Raw genomic sequence first — 16512 nt, 5'->3', positions numbered from 1 at the left:
GCGAGCTTAGCGCCGGAACATACCGGCGGATAATAGGGTCAGCGGGCGCGGGCCTGAACTTTCTTCGGATCTTCCGATTTCGCCGGACGGGTATCGCGCCGCAGCCGCTTCTCCCCCAGGAACAGCAGGATGGGGGCTGCGATGAAGATGGAGGAGGAGGTGCCGACGACGATGCCGAACAGCATGACGATGGCGAAATCCTCGATGGAGGAGCCGCCGAAGATCGCCAGCGGCAGGGCCGCCAGAAAGACCGTCATGGATGTGCCGAGCGTCCGGTTCAGCGTCTCGTTGATCGACATGTCGATCAACTCGCGCAGCGGCATGCTTTTGTATTTGCGCAGGTTTTCGCGCATCCGGTCATAGACCACCACCTTGTCGTTGGTGGAATAGCCGAGCACGGTCAGGATCGCCGCGACCATCACCAGGTCGAATTGCAGGCGCGTGATGACCAGGAAGCCGATCGTCTTGGTGATGTCGAGCAGCAGCGTCACCACCGCGCCGACGGCGAACTGCCATTCGAACCGGAACCAGATATAGATCAGGATCATCAGCAGGCTGAGACCAAGCGCCATCAGCCCCTGGCGGAACAGCTGGGACGAGACCGAGGCGCCGACCGCACTGGTGCTGAGCACCTGATTGCCGGGCGAAACCTGATCCAGCGCGGCATGAACGCGGGCGACCGCCGCATCCGTCGCCTGGGCATTCGCCCGGCTTTCGAGGCGGATCATGATTTCGTTCTTGCCACCCAAAGCCTGAAGACCGGCATCCGGCAGGTCATGCCCGGCCAGCGCCGCGCGCACCGCCGGGAAGCTGACCGGCTGCGCGGTGCGGACTTCCATAACGACGCCGCCCTTGAAATCGATGCCGAGGCGCAGGCCGGGATAGAAGAACAGCCCAATGGAGGCGAGCGAGAGGACGGCCGAGACCATCAGACCCGCGAAGCGGCCCCGCATGAACTTGATGCGGGTATCGTCCGGCACCAGGCGGAAGAGCGGCCGATAGAAGAAGCGCATCTCTGTAGTCCTTAAACCGGCAGCGCCGTGGGGCGCCGGCGGATATACCAGCGCGAGGTCAGAAGCCGGGCAAAAACCGTCGCGGTGAACAGCGTGGTGACGATGCCGACCGTGATGGTGACGGCAAAGCCGCGCACCGGGCCGGAGCCGAAGATGAACAGCATGACGTGGGCCAGAAGCGCCGTCACGTTACTGTCGATGATGGTGCCATAGGCGCGCTTATAGCCGGCTTCCAAAGCCTGGAGCGGGCTGCGGCCGTTCTTCACCTCTTCGCGGACGCGCTCGTTGATCAGGATATTGGCGTCGACCGCCATGCCCAGCGTCAGCAGGATGCCGGCCATGCCGGGCAGGGTCAGCGTCGCGCCGATGAGCGACAGGATGCCCATCATCAGGATCAGGTTGGCGACGAGGGAGATATTGGCGAACCAGCCGAACAGGCCATAGGCGCCGGCCATGAAAAAGATGACCAGCAGGAAGCCGACGATCAGCGAAATGGCACCGGCGCGGATGGAATCCGCACCCAGTTCGGGCCCGACGCTCTGCTCCTCGATCACCGTCAGCGGTGCCGGCAGGGCGCCCGCGCGCAGCAGCAAAGCCAGATCGGTCGCGGCCTGGGCATTGGCGCTGCCGCTGATCTGGGCGCTTCCACCGGTGATGGCCTCGCGGATGACGGGGGCGCTGATGACCTCGTTATCCAGCACGATGGCGAAGGGGTGGCCGACATTGGCGCTGGTGACATCGGCGAACTGACGCGAGCCGAGGCTGTCGAAGGTGATATTCACCACCCAGCCGCCGGTCTGCGGATCCTGCCCCGCCTGGGCATTCGTCAGATCCGCGCCATCGACCATGACGGCCTGCTGGATGGCGATCTTGTTATTGGGGTCGCCCTGCATGGGCAGGAAGGCGTCACCGATGGGCGCCGGACCGCCGCCATTGGCGTTCGCACTTTCATCGACGAGATGAAAGGTCATATGCGCCGTCTCGCCCAGCAGCTTCTTGATATGCTGCGGGTCGGTGATGCCGGGCAACTGCACCATGATGCGGTTGTCGCCCTGCTGGGCGATCTGCGGATCGACGATGCCGGTGCTGTCGATGCGGCGGCGGACGATTTCGATCGACTGCGTGACAGCGGCCGTGGCGCGCGCCTGCATGGCGGGCTGCGACAAGGTCAGGATGAGGTTGGTGCCCTCGCCGCTGACGTTGAAATCCGCCAGGCTGCCGGGGCCATTGGGCGGCACCAGCAGGTCATTCAGGGCGGCGATGGCGGCCGGGCGCTGGGTCGGGTCCAGAAGCCCGATCTGCACCTGATTGGCGGCAACGTCTGCGGCCAGGCGCGTATAGCCGATGCTGGACTTGCGGAAATCCTGACGCACCTCATCGACCGTGCTGCCCAGCTTTTCCTTCGCCACGGCATCCATATCGACCTGCATGAGCAGAAAGCTGCCCCCGCGCAGATCGAGGCCCAGATGAATCTGAGGCCAAGGCATCCCGTTCTTCGGCGCAGACCAGAAATTGGGCAGGCACAACAGGATGCCGATCAGGCAGGCCCCGAACACGGCGGCGGCCTTGAGCCGGCTGAAATAAAGCATAGCGGCGGAAGGCCCCCGGTTATCAGACTCTGCTAGACTATATTTGGCGCGGAGGTATGGCGGCCAGATGACAGCATGGCAAGTGCTGGCATCGTTCGGGCTGATTTCCGCCACGATGCTCCGTTTGGTTAACGGCACGATTGGTTGACGGATGGCTGTCAGGTGCTAGTCCTGCGGCCCGACGTCACCGGCCCCCTTGGGGCCTCATGCGACTGGACGGATACGACCGATGGAAACCGTGAAGCTTGGTGTGGCCGGGGTCGGGCATTTCGGGCGCTACCATGCCCTGAAGGCTGCAAGCACCCCCCGCGCGCAGCTTGTCGGCGTTTTTGACCGCGACCCGGAGCGGGCGCGCAGCGTGGGCTGGGAAGCCGGCGCGCCGCCTCTGCCGCTGGATGAGTTGATCGCGGCGTCGGACGCCGTCATCGTCGCGACGCCCGCCGAAGCCCATTACGAGATCGCGGCCCGCGCCATTCGCGCCGGCCGCCATGTGCTGATCGAAAAGCCGATCGCCTCCACCCTGGAAGAGGCCGATAGTCTGGCGGCGCTGGCCCGCGAGCATGACGTCGTGCTGCAGGTCGGCCATCTGGAGCGGTTTTCGGCCGCTCATGGTGCCGTCTCGGCCCGGATGGGCAAGCCACTGTATCTGGAAGCCGTGCGCGTCGCGCCCTTTAAGCCGCGCGGCACGGATGTTTCGGTCATCCTCGACCTTATGATCCATGACCTCGACCTCATCCTGGCGCTGGTCGATGCGCCGATCGAAAGCGTGGACGCCGTGGGCGCGGCCGTCGCCAGCGCGCATGAGGATATCGCCAATGCCCGCGTGCGCTTCACCAATGGCTGCGTCGCCACCATCACCGCCAGCCGCATTTCGCTGAAGACCGAACGGCGGATGCGTATCTTCGCGCAGAGCGGCTATCTGGCGGTCGATTTCGCCGGCCGCAAGCTGACGGCCATCGTGCGCGGCCAGGGCGGCGGCTTTCCGGTGCCGGGCATGCCGGAATTTTCGATGAAGGACATGGCCTGGGAAGATCATGACAGCCTCGCCGCCGAGCATGAGGCCTTCTATGCCTCCGTCCTCGACGGCGCCCCTGTCCTGGTCGATGCAGCCGCCGGGCGCCGCGCGCTGGCGGCGGCGATTGCCGTGAAAGAGGCGATGGACCGCTCCAACGCCCTTGTCACCGCTTCCGGCCTCTATAACCCGGCGGAGTGACCGGCCGGCCCTGCCATCAGGGCCAGCACGGCATCGGCCGCCGCTTCCGAGGGCAGCCCATGGGCGGGCGTCAGGCTGTGCATGACGGCAGCGAAGGCGGCCTTTTGCGCTTCGGCCGCCCCTGAATCGTTCAGCAGCCGGGCAACCTCGTCGGCCAGTCGCGTCGGCGTGCAGGTCTGCTGGATCAGTTCCGGCACCACCTCCCGCCCCGCCAGCAGATTGACCATGGCGGCGTAGGAGACCTTCACCACGCGTTTGACGATGGCCGCCGTGATCGGGTTGACCTTGTAGGTCACCACCATCGGCACGCCCGCCAGCGCCAGTTCCAGCGTCGATGTGCCGGATTTCGTCAGCGCCACATGGGCGGCGGCGAAGGCATCATGCTTGCCATCGACATCCGTCACCAGGATCGGCTTCACCGGCCAGGACGCGACGGCGGCCGTCACCTTGGGCGCGACCGAGGCCGCCACCGGCATGACCGGCACCAGATGCGGAAAGCGGGCCGCCAGCATGGCCAAGGCTTCCGCGAAAACCGGCATCAGCCGCGTAATCTCGGTCACCCGGCTGCCGGGCATGAGAATGACGGGCATCGCTTCCGGCGGCAGATGATGCGCGGCGCGAAAGCGCGCGCCGTCCCCCTTGTCGGCCCCTGATTCCAGCACCGGGTGTCCCACGAAATCCGCCGGCAGGTTATGCCCGGCGAAAAAAGCGGGCTCGAAGGGCAGCAGGCAGAGCAGCTTGTCCCAGAGGCCCGGATATTTTTTCACCCGATGCTCACGCCAGGCCCAGACCTGCGGGGCGACGTAATGCGCGCGCTTGAGGCCGAGCGGCGCGATGCGCTTGAGCAGCCGCAGCGTAAAACCGGGACTGTCGATGGTGACGATGACATCCGGCCGGCGCGCGGTGACATCGGCCACCGTCTCCTCCATCCGCCGCTTGAGTTTGCGCAGTTTCGGCAAAACCTCGGCCAGTCCCATCAGCGCCAGTTCATGCATGGGAAACAGGCTTTGAAAGCCGAGTTCGGCCATGCGCGCCCCGCCGATGCCGGCAAAGCGCGCGCCGGGCATCCGCGCCGTGATGGCGCGCATCAGCCGGGCGCCGAGCACGTCACCGCTCGCCTCCCCCGCCACGATATAGATCAGCGGGCTTTGATCGCTCATCGCAGAGCCTTTTCCATGAAGACACTCAAAGGGTCGTCCCGATACGAACCGAAGGGCGGAATGCGGCGGAAGCCCGTCGCCTCATACAGCCCAATGGCTTCCGGCTGGCGGATGCCCGTCTCCAACCGCAGCAGTGCAAGCCCCTGCCCTAACGCCTCCGCTTCGATGGCGGTCAGCACAGCCCGGGCGAGACCCAGGCCACGCGCCGAGGGATCGACAAAGAGGCTTTTAATTTCGCCATAGATCTCATCGACGCGCATCAGCGCGCCGCAGCCCAGCGCCTGGCCATTTCGACGCGCGACAAAGAAAGACACCTGCGGCACGTCGAGTTCGCTTTCATCCAGGTGATGATTGCTCTCCGCCGGGTACAAGGCATCCGACAGCGCCCAGGACTGTTCCAGCAAAGCGCGCACCGCCGGCTGGCGGACGGCTTCCTGTGCGACAGTGACCGTCATCAGAAGCCGACGACCCGGCATTCGGCCGGGTGGGCCGGCCAGTCCCGATGATTGCGCACGCCACCATTTTCGCGCACCGCTTCGATCAGGTCCGGGTCAAGCTCCGCGAAGACAAGGCCGGGTTCGTCCAGTTGTCCTTTGGCAATGACGCCGTCATCCGGAAAGCCACGGTCGCAGGGGCCGAAAACGCCGGCATAGCCGCGATTGACGTCCAGCGTCGCGGACCAGGGGGCTTCCCCCACCGTCGGCGTGATGGCAACGAAACACTGGTTTTCGATGGCCCGCGCGCGGGCCGATAGATGCACGCGATTGAAACCCCATAGCGTATCGGTGCAGGAGGGTGACAGGATCAGCCAGGCGCCGGCTTCCACCTGCGCGCGGGCCAGCATCGGAAATTCGACATCGTAGCAGATGGCAATGCCGATACGGCCCCAGGGCGTCTCGAAGACCTGCGGCTCATCACCGGCCGCGACATGCCATGCCTCATTCTCGAAACGGGTCATGACCCGCTTTTCCTGGAACTGCACGACGCCATCGGCTGAGATGAAAGGCGCGCGGTTGCGTACCGCGCCGTCACGCAGCATGGGCACCGAACTGCCCAGCAGCCAGATGCGATGGCGCTGCGCGGCCTGCCGCATGATCTCGACAATGCTGTCCGCCCGGGCAACGATCGCATCGCGTTCGGACACCGCATCGCCGGCGTCCGTGAAGGCCGCCGCCAGTTCCATGGCCGCGTATTCGGGCAGAACCAGCATCTCAGCCCCGTCTTCCTTGGCGCTGCGGATAATATCGTCGATCTTGACCTCGAAATCATCCAGGCTGCGCAGGCGCTCGATGGGATATTGCGCCAAGGCGAGACGAAGGCGGGTCACGGCAATGCTGCTCCTGTCAGGGATTTGAGCCAGAAGGACAAACGATGGGCGGTTTCTTCATCATCGCCCACATCGCGCCAATGCATCATGCAACGCATGTGCGGATAGGGCGTGAAGCCGCGCTTCTGCCAGAAGGCATCCAGCGGCACGGCATCCGCCGGCCGCGCCGGATGATCGTCCGGGCGCTGCACCGCGCAGAAGGCGGCGATATCGCAGTCGGAAACGGCGCGCGCATGCGCCTCGCGCTCGGCAAAGAAGCGCAGGCCCGCACCCGTGCCGCGATAATGCCGCAGCAGAACGGACTCGCCGAAATAGAAGACGCGCTCGACCGCAATGCCCTTGGCGCGGAAGGGCGCCTGCACATTGGCCGTTTCATCCGCCAACGGCAGGCAGGTTGATGCGCCAACCACCGCGTCACCGTCGAACGCCAGAACGATCGCGGCGCGCGGGCTTTCGGCATAGGTGCGGAGATAGGTCTCCTCATAGGTCTGGTCCCCTTCATAGAGATAGGGCCAGTCGCGGAAGACCGTGATGCGCAGCCGGGCCAGTGCCGGAACATAGGGCAGGATATCCGCGCCCGTGGCGGTGCGGATGGTCAAGGCTGTCTCGCTCATTCGCAGGCATTGCCACGCAGAATAACGGCGACCGCCACTTCGCCCGCGCCGGTGCCGGAGGGGCCCATCTGAAAGGTCGCCTCGCAGGCCGTTGTGACGACCGTGGTCGGCTGGTACCAGCCGCCGCCCCAGCCACCACCCCATGGCCCCCAGGGTCCGCCGCCCCAGCCCCAGCCGGGTCCGCCGCCGGGAATGACCGCAGTGCTCTGCCAGTCATAGGCGAGGTATTTGATACCGCCCGTGGTGATGGCGCGCTGGGGTATGCCCAGGCCCTGGACGATGGCTGTTTCCGGCTGGCCGATATAGGCATGCAGCCGCTGCGAGAGCGTCGGCCCGGTCTGGCACCCAGCGAGGCCGAGGAGCGAAAGGGCACCGAAGGCGCCGAGGCAACGAGTGGAATAGCGCATCCGAATATCCTACCGGCAAGCGAGGTCTGGCTGCTAGCATAGCGCCATGAACGTCGCCATGCGCAAACCCATGAGCATGATCATGAGCTTGGCCGAGTTCCTGACCTGGGAAAACCGGCAGGAGCTGCGCTATGAATTCGACGGTTTCCGGCCCGTCGCCATGACCGGCGGGACGATCGCGCATTCAGCTATCCAGCGGAACGTCCTGTTCTCATTGACGGGCCGACTGCGCGGCAGGCCCTGCCAACCTTACGGCAGCCACCTCAAGATCGAAGTCGCCGGGCGCGTCCGCTACCCGGACGCCTTCGTGACCTGCACGGCCTTCCCGCCCGATGCGCACGTGGTGACCGAACCGGTGGTGGTTTTCGAGGTCTTGAGCGACAGCACGGCGGATACCGACCTTTTCACCAAGAATGCCGAATATCGCGCGACACCCAGCATTCAGCGCTATGTCATTCTCGCGCAAAGCGAGGCTGCCGCCACCGTCTTTCGCCGTCAGGGCGAGGATTGGCTGTCGGAGGTCCTACTGGACGGTGCCGTGCTATCCATGCCGGAAATCGGCATCGATATCCCGCTCGCGGAATTCTACGCCGATATCGACCTCAGCCCGCCACCCGAAAGCCAGATGGAACCGATTTAGCCGCTCTCCCAACTTGCAGCGGTGCCTCAGGGACGTTATTTTATTCTAAAATCGATACAATAAGGCGGTTCATAAGCGCTGGGTGAGGCTGGCTAAGATAATATGGAGCGCGATTTGGGGATCACGACCGTCGATCTCTATCGGCTTGGCAATAACGCCAGCGCTCGTCTCGATAATGTCAGGTCGCAGGACGTAACACATTATCAAAACAGCGGAATGACATGGGTCAAGGCCGGCACCGGCGGGATATCGACTTTCGACAAGCCGATCCATGGCAAGGGCCGGCTATGGCATCTGCCGGCCGGCCACGACTACGGAACTCTTCTGCTGGTATGGAACGATCACGGGCAGCACTGGTCCTGGGAACCGACCCAGGACATGCCGCTTGACGACTACAAACGCCTTCTCTGCGTCTCGAACGCAGCCTTCATGTAAAATCTATGTTATAGGGTTTTCCATGGTCCAATTGTCCCCCAAGGCCCTGCGGTTTGCTGAATTTGCCGCCGAGGAAGCGGCCGATAGGCATGCTTTGGCCCATGACGAACTGCGAATGTGGGAAAATTGGCGGGCCAATCGCGATTTTGAGCCGCACCGTCCTGGCCCGCAACACATACCCAAAGACGCCGCCGCCATGTTCCTGCACGCGATTGATCGCGTGATTTCTTTGGAAATCGATGGAAAACGCCCGATCTCCTTTATTGAAGACGGCAACGACCTTGAACTGCTCAAGGCCATCAAAGACAGCCTCGCGCTTGATCTTCGCCTTGATAAAGGCGCTCCTTTTCCACCCCGGCGATAGATACCTGCCGGCATCCCCCTGGCATGACCCTCGCCTCGGACCTTCTCACCTTCACGTTGGCGGCGTCCCTGCTGACGATCACGCCCGGACTGGATACGGCGCTGGTGCTGCGCACCCTTGCCGCGAACGGGCCCGCACAAGCCTTCAAGGCCGCCTGCGGCGTGGCGCTGGGCTGCCTCGCCTGGGGGTTGATCGTCGCCGCAGGCCTCGGTGCCCTTTTGGCAGCCTCCCGCCTCGCCTATGACGCGCTGCGCTGGGTCGGCGCCGTTTATCTGTTCTATCTCGGGGCGAAACTGATCCTGTCGCCGCGCCGGCAGGGCCTTGCCGCGAGCATGGCGAACCAGCCCGCCGCGTCCCGCGCCTGGGCGCGCGGCTTTCTGACCAATATCCTCAACCCCAAGGTCGGTATCTTCTACGTATCCTTCCTGCCGCAATTCATCCCAGCGCACATGAATGTATCGGCGATGATCGTGGCGCTGGCCTCCATCCATGTCCTGCTCGGGATCGCCTGGTTCGGCCTGCTGATTGCCGGCGCGCGCGCTATGCTGCCGGTGCTGCAGAAGCCGCGCGTGGTGGCTGCCATGGACCGGCTGACGGGCTGCGTCTTCATCGCCTTCGGCCTGAAACTGGCGCTGGGCGACCGCGCCTGACGCGGGCTCGGCCTATTGCGCCAGAAAGCCGCCGTCGATGGGCAGAATGGCACCGGTGATGAAAGACGCCTCATCGGAGGCCAGAAACAGGATGCCCCAGGCAACCTCCTCCGCTTTGCCGATACGGCCCAAAGGATGCTTGGCGATGCCTTTCGCAATGCCTTCCGGCGACATTGCGGCCACCGCCGGTGTCTCGATCGTGCCGGGTGCCACGGCATTGACGCGCACGCCTTTGGGCGCCAGTTCGATGGCCAGATGCTTGGTCAAGCCTGAGGCCACGAATTTCGCCGGCCCGTAGACCACCTGCCCGAGCTGGCCGATCTGACCGGAAATGGATGATAGCAAAACGATCGCACCCGACCCGGCCTTGACCATTTCCAGACCCGCATATTTGGCCGACAGAAACATGCCGCGCGCATCGACCGCCATGGTGTCATCCCAAAGCTCTGCGGTCGCATCGGCCAGAAAGGCTTCCGGAATAATGCCGGCATTGGCGACCAGAATATCCAGACGACCGAAGCGGTTAACGGCTGTCGCCATCAGGTTTTGAATATCCGTCTCATGCCGCACATCGCAGACGACGCCGACAACATCGCCCTCGGGCGACAAAGCGGCAGCGGTCGCGGTGACGTCCTCAAAACTCAAGTCTCCGATGACGACCTTCGCGCCCTGCTCGGCGAAAAGCTTTGCCGTCGCACGGCCGATGCCTTTGGCCCCGCCCGTAATGACCGCAACCTTTCCGGCAAGGCGGCGTCCGTGATCGATTGATTGTGCCATGATGTTCCTCCTATGGCTTGGCCGAGCCATAGGCCGGGCAGGAGAAGCCTATCACCGGCCTGAAGGGCCTGTCGCTAGGCCTCGCGCTCCGGCAGCCATTGCACCTGATCGATGCGATCCGCGCCCGAGGCGATCATGGCCAGACGGTCGAAGCCGAGTGCGATGCCGGCGGCGGGCGGCATGCCGTGTTCGAGTGCTGCCAGAAAATCCTCGTCCAGCGCCCAGCCTTCATCGCCGTAAATGGCGCGGCGCCGAGCGCGATCCTCCAGGAAGCGCGCGCGCTGCTCGGCGGCGTCCGTCAGTTCCACGAAGGCGTTGGCCAGTTCCATGCCGCAGACGAAGAGTTCGAACCGCTCGGCCACGCGCGGATCGGCCGGGTCACGCCGCGCCAGCGCCGCTTGGGCTGCCGGCCAATGCGTGAGGAAGGTGGGGTTGGCCTGACCGATGGCGGGTTCGATCTTGGCCAGCAGCAGACGGAAGAATAAGTCCTCCCAATCCTCGCCGGGACGCAGCCCGACCCCGGCGGAGGCCGCCAGCGCCGCCGCATCCCCCGCCTTGTCCAGCAGATCAGCGCCGTAATGGCGGCGGAAGGCATCGGCCACCGTCAGGTGTTCCATGTGGGACAGATCGGTCGTGATGCCCTGGGATGTCACCACGGGCGGTAGCACGGCCCGCAGGAAGGCCGACGTCTCTGCCATCAGATCATTCATGCCGGCACCGGGATTATACCATTCCAGCATAGTGAATTCGGCCGCATGGCGGCGGCTACCCTCCCCATTGCGCCAGACACGGGCGATCTGGAAAATCGGTCCCGCGCCCGCCACCAGCAGGCGCTTCATGGCGAATTCCGGACTGGTATTGAGGAAAAGCGGCGTGCGGCTGCCATCGACCCCGATGCGTTCGGTGCGGAAGGCCGAGAGATGCACCTCCTCCCCCGGCACCGGCACCGCATAGGGCGTCTCGACCTCGGTATAGCCGCGCGCCGTGAAGAAGGCGCGGGTCGCGGCCAGCAACAGGGACCGCCGGCGCAGGAAGGGCTGCCGGGCGGCGAGGCTTTCAGGATGCCAGACGGGTAAGGAGGCCATGCCTCAGGCGGTTAGCATGTCCCGCCAGCGATCACGATAGGCGCGCAGGTCTTCCGCCTGAGGCAGCGGCGCGGCCCCCGCGGCGTGATGCTCCGGCGGCGGCGCGAAACCCGCCAGCCACAGCACGGCGGCCGTAATGCCGCCGCGCGTGCCGCCGGGCAGCACGCTGTCAGCCGGGCGCAGGCTGGCGAGCAGACCGGGGAAGAGCGGATTGGCGGCGAAAGGCCCATCGACCAGAATGGCCCCGGCGGTCCCCAGGTGATCGAGAATGAAATCGGCCATCAGCGCGCAGTACAGCGTGGCCAGCGCCGCGCGGCCGGCGGCCGACAGGCCCTGATCCGCGATCAGCTTGCCTTCCCTGCCCTGACAGGGACCGGCGAGCGCGAAACTGGGCAGCGCCATGGCCCCCGCCGCCAGCACTTCGGCCAATGCCGGCGCATCGGGCGGCACGGCACGACCGGCTTCCCCGGCGATGGCAGCATATTCCCGCCCGCCCATGAAGCGCGCCGTGGGGGTCGGCACGCCCAGCGCATCGACATTGGCCAGCATGTCTTCCGTCTCATGCAGCAGCGCCAGATCGGCCCCTTTGGCGAGGATGATGCACCAAGTGCCGCTGGAAACGACGGAGAAGTTTTCCGCCGCATCCCGCGCCACGCGATGGGAGAGATAGGAGGCGTTGGAATCATGAATGCCACAGATGACCGTGCAATCGTCCGGCAGGCCAGCGGCCCGCACGATCTCTGTTCGCACCGGCCCCAGCGCCGCCCGCGCCGGATGAATGGGCGGTATCAGCGGCCCCCAGCCCTGCCGCGCCACCAGCGTTGAAAAGCCCGCCTTGGCAGGATTCCACAGATCCGTATGGCAGCCGAGGGAGGTGACTTCGGAGGCCGCCACACCGCTCAGCCGATAGGACCAATATTGCGGATAGGGCAGGATGTATTGCGTGCGGAGGAAAAGCGCCGGCAGCAGGCTTTGCACGGCGAAAATCTGCGTGCCGAGATTGAGCCCGGCCGGCAGGCCCGGCGATAGCGTTTCCGCGAAATCCGGCCGCACAAGGCGATAGGCGGGCAGAACCGAATCATAGACGCTGTCTTCATAGTCCGGCGCCAGAAGCACCGCGCCGTCGCGCCCAACCAGCACCATGGCCGCGCCATGGGCTACTGGTACGATAGCGCGAATGCGATGCTTGTCCGGTGCCGCTGCCAGTTGCGCGATCAGCCAGGATTCGATGCCGTGGACATCAAGCTGCTTCATGAAAGGTGCCGTATCCGGCGTGGCTACGGCCGGCGACGGCCGCTCGGCCGACCAGAGCGTGCGACCGCTTTCCTCCACCAGCATCAGCTTGGCATTGGTCTTGCCGATATCGATCACGGCCACCAAAGCAGACATGCGCTCAATCCAGGTGAAAGACAGGGGTGAGCGGCACGACGACCGGCGAGGAATCGGCGTTCGTCGCCATGATATCCCCCATATGCCGCCACCAGCGCTGCATCACCTCATGGGCCGGCAGTTCCGCCATGCGGTGATCGACATTGCGGCGCAGGACGGCAAACAGCGCGTGGGTTTCGGGATCAAGGAAAATCGAATAATCGCTGATCCCGGCTTCATGCAGCAGCGCCACCAGATCGGGCCAGATCGCGTCATGCCGGCGGGTATACTCCGCTGCCTGCCCGGCATTGAGCTGCATCCGAAAGGCGACCTGTTCCATGGCCCGCGCCCTAATGCCGCCGCCGCCGGCCCGAATAGCCGACGATGGAGGAGAGTGCGACGACGCCGATCAACAGCCCGCCGGTGACGATGGCCAGCACGATGCCCGGCACATTGAGCAGCGACAAGCCGAAGGTGACGCAGCCGATGAGCAGCGCCGATAGCACGACGCCAAGGATGGAACCCTGGCCGCCATCGATGGAAATGCCACCCAGGATGACCATTGTGATGACTTCCAGCTCCCAGCCCGTCGCGATGGATGGGCGGGTGGAGCCAAGGCGCGAGGTCAGCAACACCGAGGCCAGACCGGAGACGGCACCGAGGAGAACGAAAATCCAGAATTTATAGGCATCGACGCGAATGCCCGAGAGGCGCGCCGCGATCGGATTGGCGCCGATGGCGAAAATACGCCGGCCGGTGACGGTCGTATGCAGCACGATCGCGAAGATGATCGCCAGAACCAGGAACAGGACAAGTTCGAAGGACACCGGCCCCCAGACATAGCCTTGGCCGAAATAGGCGAAATCCGGCTTGTAGGATTTCAGCACGCCGTCGCCGATGACGGCGTAAGCCACGCCACGGAACAGGCTGAGCGTGCCGATGGTCGCCACGATGGACGGCACGCGAAAAACCGTGACCAGCACGCCATTGATGCCGCCCGCGATCAATCCCACGACGACGCCGGTAAGGCAGACCATGGGCGTGCCGAAACCGGCCTGGGCGACAAGACCCATCAGCACCGAAGCCATGGCCATGGTGGAGCCGACCGAAATATCGATCTCACCCGCGATGATCAGCAGCGCCATAGGCAGCGCCATAATGGCGCGCTCGGTAAAATTAAAGCTGGCGTCAGAGAGGGTCCAAGGGCTCAAGAAATAGGGTGAGAGTTTCGCATTGAGCAGAAAGTCGAGGATGACGACGAGGCCGAGCAGCGTTTCCCAGCGCAGCAGCTTCTTCCAGCCGAAAGCTTTGCGCGCTGGCTCGCGCGCCTGAACTGAGGAGGAGAGCGTGCTCATGACGAGGCCTCCGCGCGTTCCAATATCTTGCGGCCGTGATTTTTGCGGTAGCTGCCGGCGTTCAGAATGACAGCGACGGTGATGACGAAGCCGCTGACGGCCATCTGGAAGAAGGGCGAGATGCCAACGACCGGCAGCGCGTTCTTGATGATGCCAAGAAACAAGCCGCCGATGACGACGCCGACCACGCCGCCAACGCCACCGGTGATGGAAACGCCGCCGATGACGCAAGCTGCGATCACCTGAAGCTCGAAGCCTGAAGCGACATCGGTATAGGCGACGGCGAAACGCGCCACCCAAAGATAACCGGCGAGGCCCGCAATCGCGCCCGAGAGCACAAAGGCCAGGCATTGCATCCGCCCGACATCGATACCGGCATAGCCGGCCGCATTCGGGTTATTGCCTGCGGCATAAAGATTGCGGCCTGCTATCGTAAAGCGCAGGAACAGGAAGGCCAGCACCGCGACCAGCAGGCCGATCCAGCTCAGCACGGAAATACCGAGAATGGGAAAGCGCACGAAGCTGAGGAAGAAGGGCGACATCTGGCCGCTATTCACCCAGGCACCACCCGAAACCAGATAGACGCAGCCGCGATAGACCGAGAGCGTGCCGAGCGTGACGACGATGGACGGAATGCGCACCTTCCAGACCAGAAAGCCGTTGAACAGGCCCAAGGCCGCGCCCATGACGATGGCGATGACGATCACCGGCAGAATGCCCGCGCCCGGATAATGCGCATTGAATAGCGCCACCACCATGCCGGTGAGCGCCGCATTGGCCGCGACCGACAGGTCAACCCCGCGCGTCAGCAGCACGAACATCTCCCCCACCGCCAGCATGATCAGCAGGGCCGTGTCATCGACCAGAGATTTGAGATTGTCGATGACGAGGAAACGCGGAAAGGCGATGGTGACGAGCGCCAACAAGGCGAGCGTCAGCAGGCCGAGCCCCACTTCATGCGGCAGGCCACGGCGGGCGCCAAAAATCTTAGGCATCGGTTGCTGCCTTCACAATGCTTTCGGGCGTCGCTTCCGCGCGCGTGAATGTCGCGCGCAGCCGGCCGCGCCGCATGACGAGAATACGGTCCGCCAGCCCCATCACTTCGGGCAATTCGGAGGAGATCATGATGATGCCAAGGCCGCGCGCGACGATCTCGCCCATCAAGCGATAGACGGCCGTCTTGGCTCCGACATCGATGCCCTTGGTCGGCTCATCCATGATCAGCACACGCGGATTGGTGGCCAGCCATTTGGCGATGACGACTTTCTGCTGATTACCGCCCGAGAGTTCTTCCAGCCGCTGGCCGACGCCGGAGGTCTTGATCTGCAATTGCGTCACATAATCCTCGGCCAGCGCCCGCTCATCCGCCCGGCGCATGAAGCCGCGATGCGACAGATGGCTGAGCGACGGCAGGGCGATATTGCTGGCGATGGGAAAGCGCAGAATGCCGCCCTGAATCTGCCGATCTTCCGGCACATAGGCGATGCCGGCGCCAATGGCATCTTCCGGCGCGCGGATTTTCAGGCTGCGGCCTTCCAGATTGATCTCTCCATGATCAGGCCGCGTCAGGCCGAAAATCGCCTGCATGACTTCGCTGCGGCCGGCACCGACCAGACCATAGACGCCCAGAATCTCGCCGCGCTTGAGGCCGAAGCTGACATCGGCGAATTCCTCGCCGCGCGACAGACCAGCGACATGGAACAATTCCTCGCCAATGGGAACAACGGTCTTCGGAAAAACCTGATCCACCGAACGGCCGACCATCATGGCAATCAGCTGGTCGCGGGAGACATCGCGGATCAGCCCCTGCCCCACCGCCGCGCCATCGCGAAACACCGCGAAGCGATCGGCGACATCGAAAATTTCCTCGAATTTGTGGCTGATGAACAGAATGGCGCGGCCTTCCGCCTTCAGCCGGCGCACGATGGTGAAGAGCTCTTCCACCTCGCGATGCGAGAGGGCAGCCGTCGGCTCATCCATGATGACGATGCGGGCTTCGTTGGACAGCGCGCGGGCAATCTGCACCAGATGCTTCTGAGCCACGCTCAACTGCCGCATGGGCATGCGCGGATCGATACGCGGATCAAGCTCGGCCAGAATGACGCGCGCACGCTCGCGCATGGTCGCCCAGTCAACCATGCCGCGCTTGCGCGGACGGTCGGTGACGAAGATATTCTCGGCGACCGACAGATCGTCGAAGACCACCGCTTCCTGGTGAATGGCGCTGATGCCAAGCCGGCCAGCATTATCGGCCGAGCCGATATGCACGGGCTCGCCATTGAAACGGATGTCGCCGCCATCGGCATGGTGCACGCCCGTGAGAATCTTCACGAGCGTGGATTTGCCGGCACCATTCTCGCCGATCAGCGCTGTGACTTCGCCAGGATAGAGGTCAATCTCGCCCTTTACCAAAGCGCGCACGCCGGCAAAGGATTTGGTGACACCCGCCAGGCTGAGTATCGGTTCGCTCATGAGAGCATTCACCTTTGTTAGTCATGCGCGGGCTTGACCCGCG

The 16512-nt window shown here is 64.2% G+C and carries 19 protein-coding genes; 5 read left to right on the top strand and 14 right to left on the bottom strand.

Annotated elements, in window-relative coordinates; genetic code table 11:
• Nucleotides 1–38: 38 nt before the first annotated feature.
• Nucleotides 39–1013, bottom strand: a complete 975-nt coding sequence (secF, locus tag ASILVAE211_RS02640; RefSeq protein WP_227319722.1) for a protein translocase subunit SecF — start codon at nucleotides 1011–1013, stop codon at nucleotides 39–41.
• A gap of 11 nt (nucleotides 1014–1024) precedes the next feature.
• Nucleotides 1025–2602 carry a protein translocase subunit SecD gene (gene secD / locus ASILVAE211_RS02635; RefSeq protein ID WP_227319721.1) on the bottom strand — a complete coding sequence of 526 codons (1578 nt, stop codon included), beginning with the start codon at nucleotides 2600–2602 and terminating at the stop codon, nucleotides 1025–1027.
• 229 nt (nucleotides 2603–2831) lie between these two features.
• Here secD and ASILVAE211_RS02630 point away from each other — a divergent pair, with 229 nt between their 5' ends.
• A complete protein-coding gene (locus ASILVAE211_RS02630) occupies nucleotides 2832–3815 on the top strand; it encodes a Gfo/Idh/MocA family protein (protein WP_227319720.1) in 984 nt (327 codons plus the stop codon).
• Here ASILVAE211_RS02630 and lpxB read toward each other — a convergent pair.
• From lpxB to ASILVAE211_RS02605, 5 genes are read right to left on the bottom strand one after another with little or no spacing between them, the layout of a single operon-like run.
• Entirely contained in the window at nucleotides 3797–4975 is a 1179-nt protein-coding gene (gene lpxB / locus ASILVAE211_RS02625) for a lipid-A-disaccharide synthase (RefSeq protein WP_227319719.1), read from the bottom strand. The genes ASILVAE211_RS02630 and lpxB overlap by 19 nt on opposite strands.
• Entirely contained in the window at nucleotides 4972–5430 is a 459-nt protein-coding gene (locus ASILVAE211_RS02620) for a GNAT family N-acetyltransferase (RefSeq protein ID WP_227319718.1), read from the bottom strand. Before ASILVAE211_RS02620 ends, lpxB begins: the two co-directional genes overlap by 4 nt.
• Nucleotides 5430–6302 (bottom strand): carbon-nitrogen hydrolase family protein, encoded by an 873-nt coding sequence (locus ASILVAE211_RS02615; RefSeq protein WP_227319717.1) that lies wholly within the window; start codon nucleotides 6300–6302, stop codon nucleotides 5430–5432. The genes ASILVAE211_RS02620 and ASILVAE211_RS02615 overlap by 1 nt, the downstream gene beginning before the upstream one ends.
• Nucleotides 6299–6916, bottom strand: a complete 618-nt coding sequence (locus ASILVAE211_RS02610) for a GNAT family N-acetyltransferase (protein WP_227319716.1) — start codon at nucleotides 6914–6916, stop codon at nucleotides 6299–6301. Before ASILVAE211_RS02610 ends, ASILVAE211_RS02615 begins: the two co-directional genes overlap by 4 nt.
• Entirely contained in the window at nucleotides 6913–7323 is a 411-nt protein-coding gene (locus ASILVAE211_RS02605; protein WP_227319715.1) for a hypothetical protein, read from the bottom strand. Before ASILVAE211_RS02605 ends, ASILVAE211_RS02610 begins: the two co-directional genes overlap by 4 nt.
• A 58-nt stretch (nucleotides 7324–7381) precedes the next feature.
• Here ASILVAE211_RS02605 and ASILVAE211_RS02600 point away from each other — a divergent pair, with 58 nt between their 5' ends.
• The 4 genes from ASILVAE211_RS02600 to ASILVAE211_RS02585 all read left to right on the top strand — a co-directional run bounded on the left by ASILVAE211_RS02600 (nucleotide 7382) and on the right by ASILVAE211_RS02585 (nucleotide 9412).
• Nucleotides 7382–7963: a Uma2 family endonuclease gene (locus ASILVAE211_RS02600; protein ID WP_227319714.1), complete on the top strand. Its 582-nt coding sequence runs from the start codon at nucleotides 7382–7384 to the stop codon at nucleotides 7961–7963.
• A gap of 114 nt (nucleotides 7964–8077) precedes the next feature.
• The gene (locus tag ASILVAE211_RS02595) at nucleotides 8078–8398 is read left to right on the top strand and encodes a Tse2 family ADP-ribosyltransferase toxin (protein ID WP_227319713.1); all 321 of its coding nucleotides are present in this window, start codon (nucleotides 8078–8080) and stop codon (nucleotides 8396–8398) included.
• Between the two features lie 22 nt (nucleotides 8399–8420).
• On the top strand, nucleotides 8421–8762 hold the full coding sequence (locus ASILVAE211_RS02590) for a hypothetical protein (protein WP_227319712.1): 342 nt from the start codon (nucleotides 8421–8423) through the stop codon (nucleotides 8760–8762).
• Nucleotides 8763–8785: 23 nt separating this feature from the next.
• Nucleotides 8786–9412: a LysE family translocator gene (locus ASILVAE211_RS02585; RefSeq protein WP_227319711.1), complete on the top strand. Its 627-nt coding sequence runs from the start codon at nucleotides 8786–8788 to the stop codon at nucleotides 9410–9412.
• A 12-nt stretch (nucleotides 9413–9424) separates the two neighbouring features.
• Here the strand turns inward: ASILVAE211_RS02585 and ASILVAE211_RS02580 are convergent, their stop codons facing one another.
• From ASILVAE211_RS02580 to ASILVAE211_RS02550, 7 genes are all read right to left on the bottom strand, one after another.
• A complete protein-coding gene (locus tag ASILVAE211_RS02580; protein ID WP_227319710.1) occupies nucleotides 9425–10189 on the bottom strand; it encodes an SDR family NAD(P)-dependent oxidoreductase in 765 nt (254 codons plus the stop codon).
• A 74-nt stretch (nucleotides 10190–10263) separates the two neighbouring features.
• Complete coding sequence (gene epmA, locus ASILVAE211_RS02575; RefSeq protein ID WP_227319709.1) at nucleotides 10264–11274, bottom strand: EF-P lysine aminoacylase EpmA; 1011 nt, start codon at nucleotides 11272–11274, stop codon at nucleotides 10264–10266.
• 3 nt (nucleotides 11275–11277) lie between these two features.
• On the bottom strand, nucleotides 11278–12663 hold the full coding sequence (locus tag ASILVAE211_RS02570; protein WP_227319708.1) for an FGGY-family carbohydrate kinase: 1386 nt from the start codon (nucleotides 12661–12663) through the stop codon (nucleotides 11278–11280).
• 4 nt (nucleotides 12664–12667) lie between these two features.
• Nucleotides 12668–12982 carry an L-rhamnose mutarotase gene (gene rhaM / locus ASILVAE211_RS02565; RefSeq protein WP_227319707.1) on the bottom strand — a complete coding sequence of 105 codons (315 nt, stop codon included), beginning with the start codon at nucleotides 12980–12982 and terminating at the stop codon, nucleotides 12668–12670.
• Nucleotides 12983–12992: 10 nt separating this feature from the next.
• On the bottom strand, nucleotides 12993–13997 hold the full coding sequence (locus ASILVAE211_RS02560) for an ABC transporter permease (RefSeq protein ID WP_227319706.1): 1005 nt from the start codon (nucleotides 13995–13997) through the stop codon (nucleotides 12993–12995).
• Nucleotides 13994–14992 (bottom strand): ABC transporter permease, encoded by a 999-nt coding sequence (locus tag ASILVAE211_RS02555; protein WP_227319705.1) that lies wholly within the window; start codon nucleotides 14990–14992, stop codon nucleotides 13994–13996. Before ASILVAE211_RS02555 ends, ASILVAE211_RS02560 begins: the two co-directional genes overlap by 4 nt.
• The gene (locus ASILVAE211_RS02550; RefSeq protein ID WP_227319704.1) at nucleotides 14985–16469 is read right to left on the bottom strand and encodes a sugar ABC transporter ATP-binding protein; all 1485 of its coding nucleotides are present in this window, start codon (nucleotides 16467–16469) and stop codon (nucleotides 14985–14987) included. Before ASILVAE211_RS02550 ends, ASILVAE211_RS02555 begins: the two co-directional genes overlap by 8 nt.
• Between the last annotated feature and the right edge of the window lie 43 nt (nucleotides 16470–16512).

This window comes from Acidisoma silvae, assembly GCF_020618775.1.
GTDB classification, from domain to species: domain Bacteria; phylum Pseudomonadota; class Alphaproteobacteria; order Acetobacterales; family Acetobacteraceae; genus Acidisoma; species Acidisoma silvae.
The sequence above is the reverse complement of the archived record's forward strand: the minus strand, read 5'-3'. Positions and strand labels throughout refer to the sequence as shown.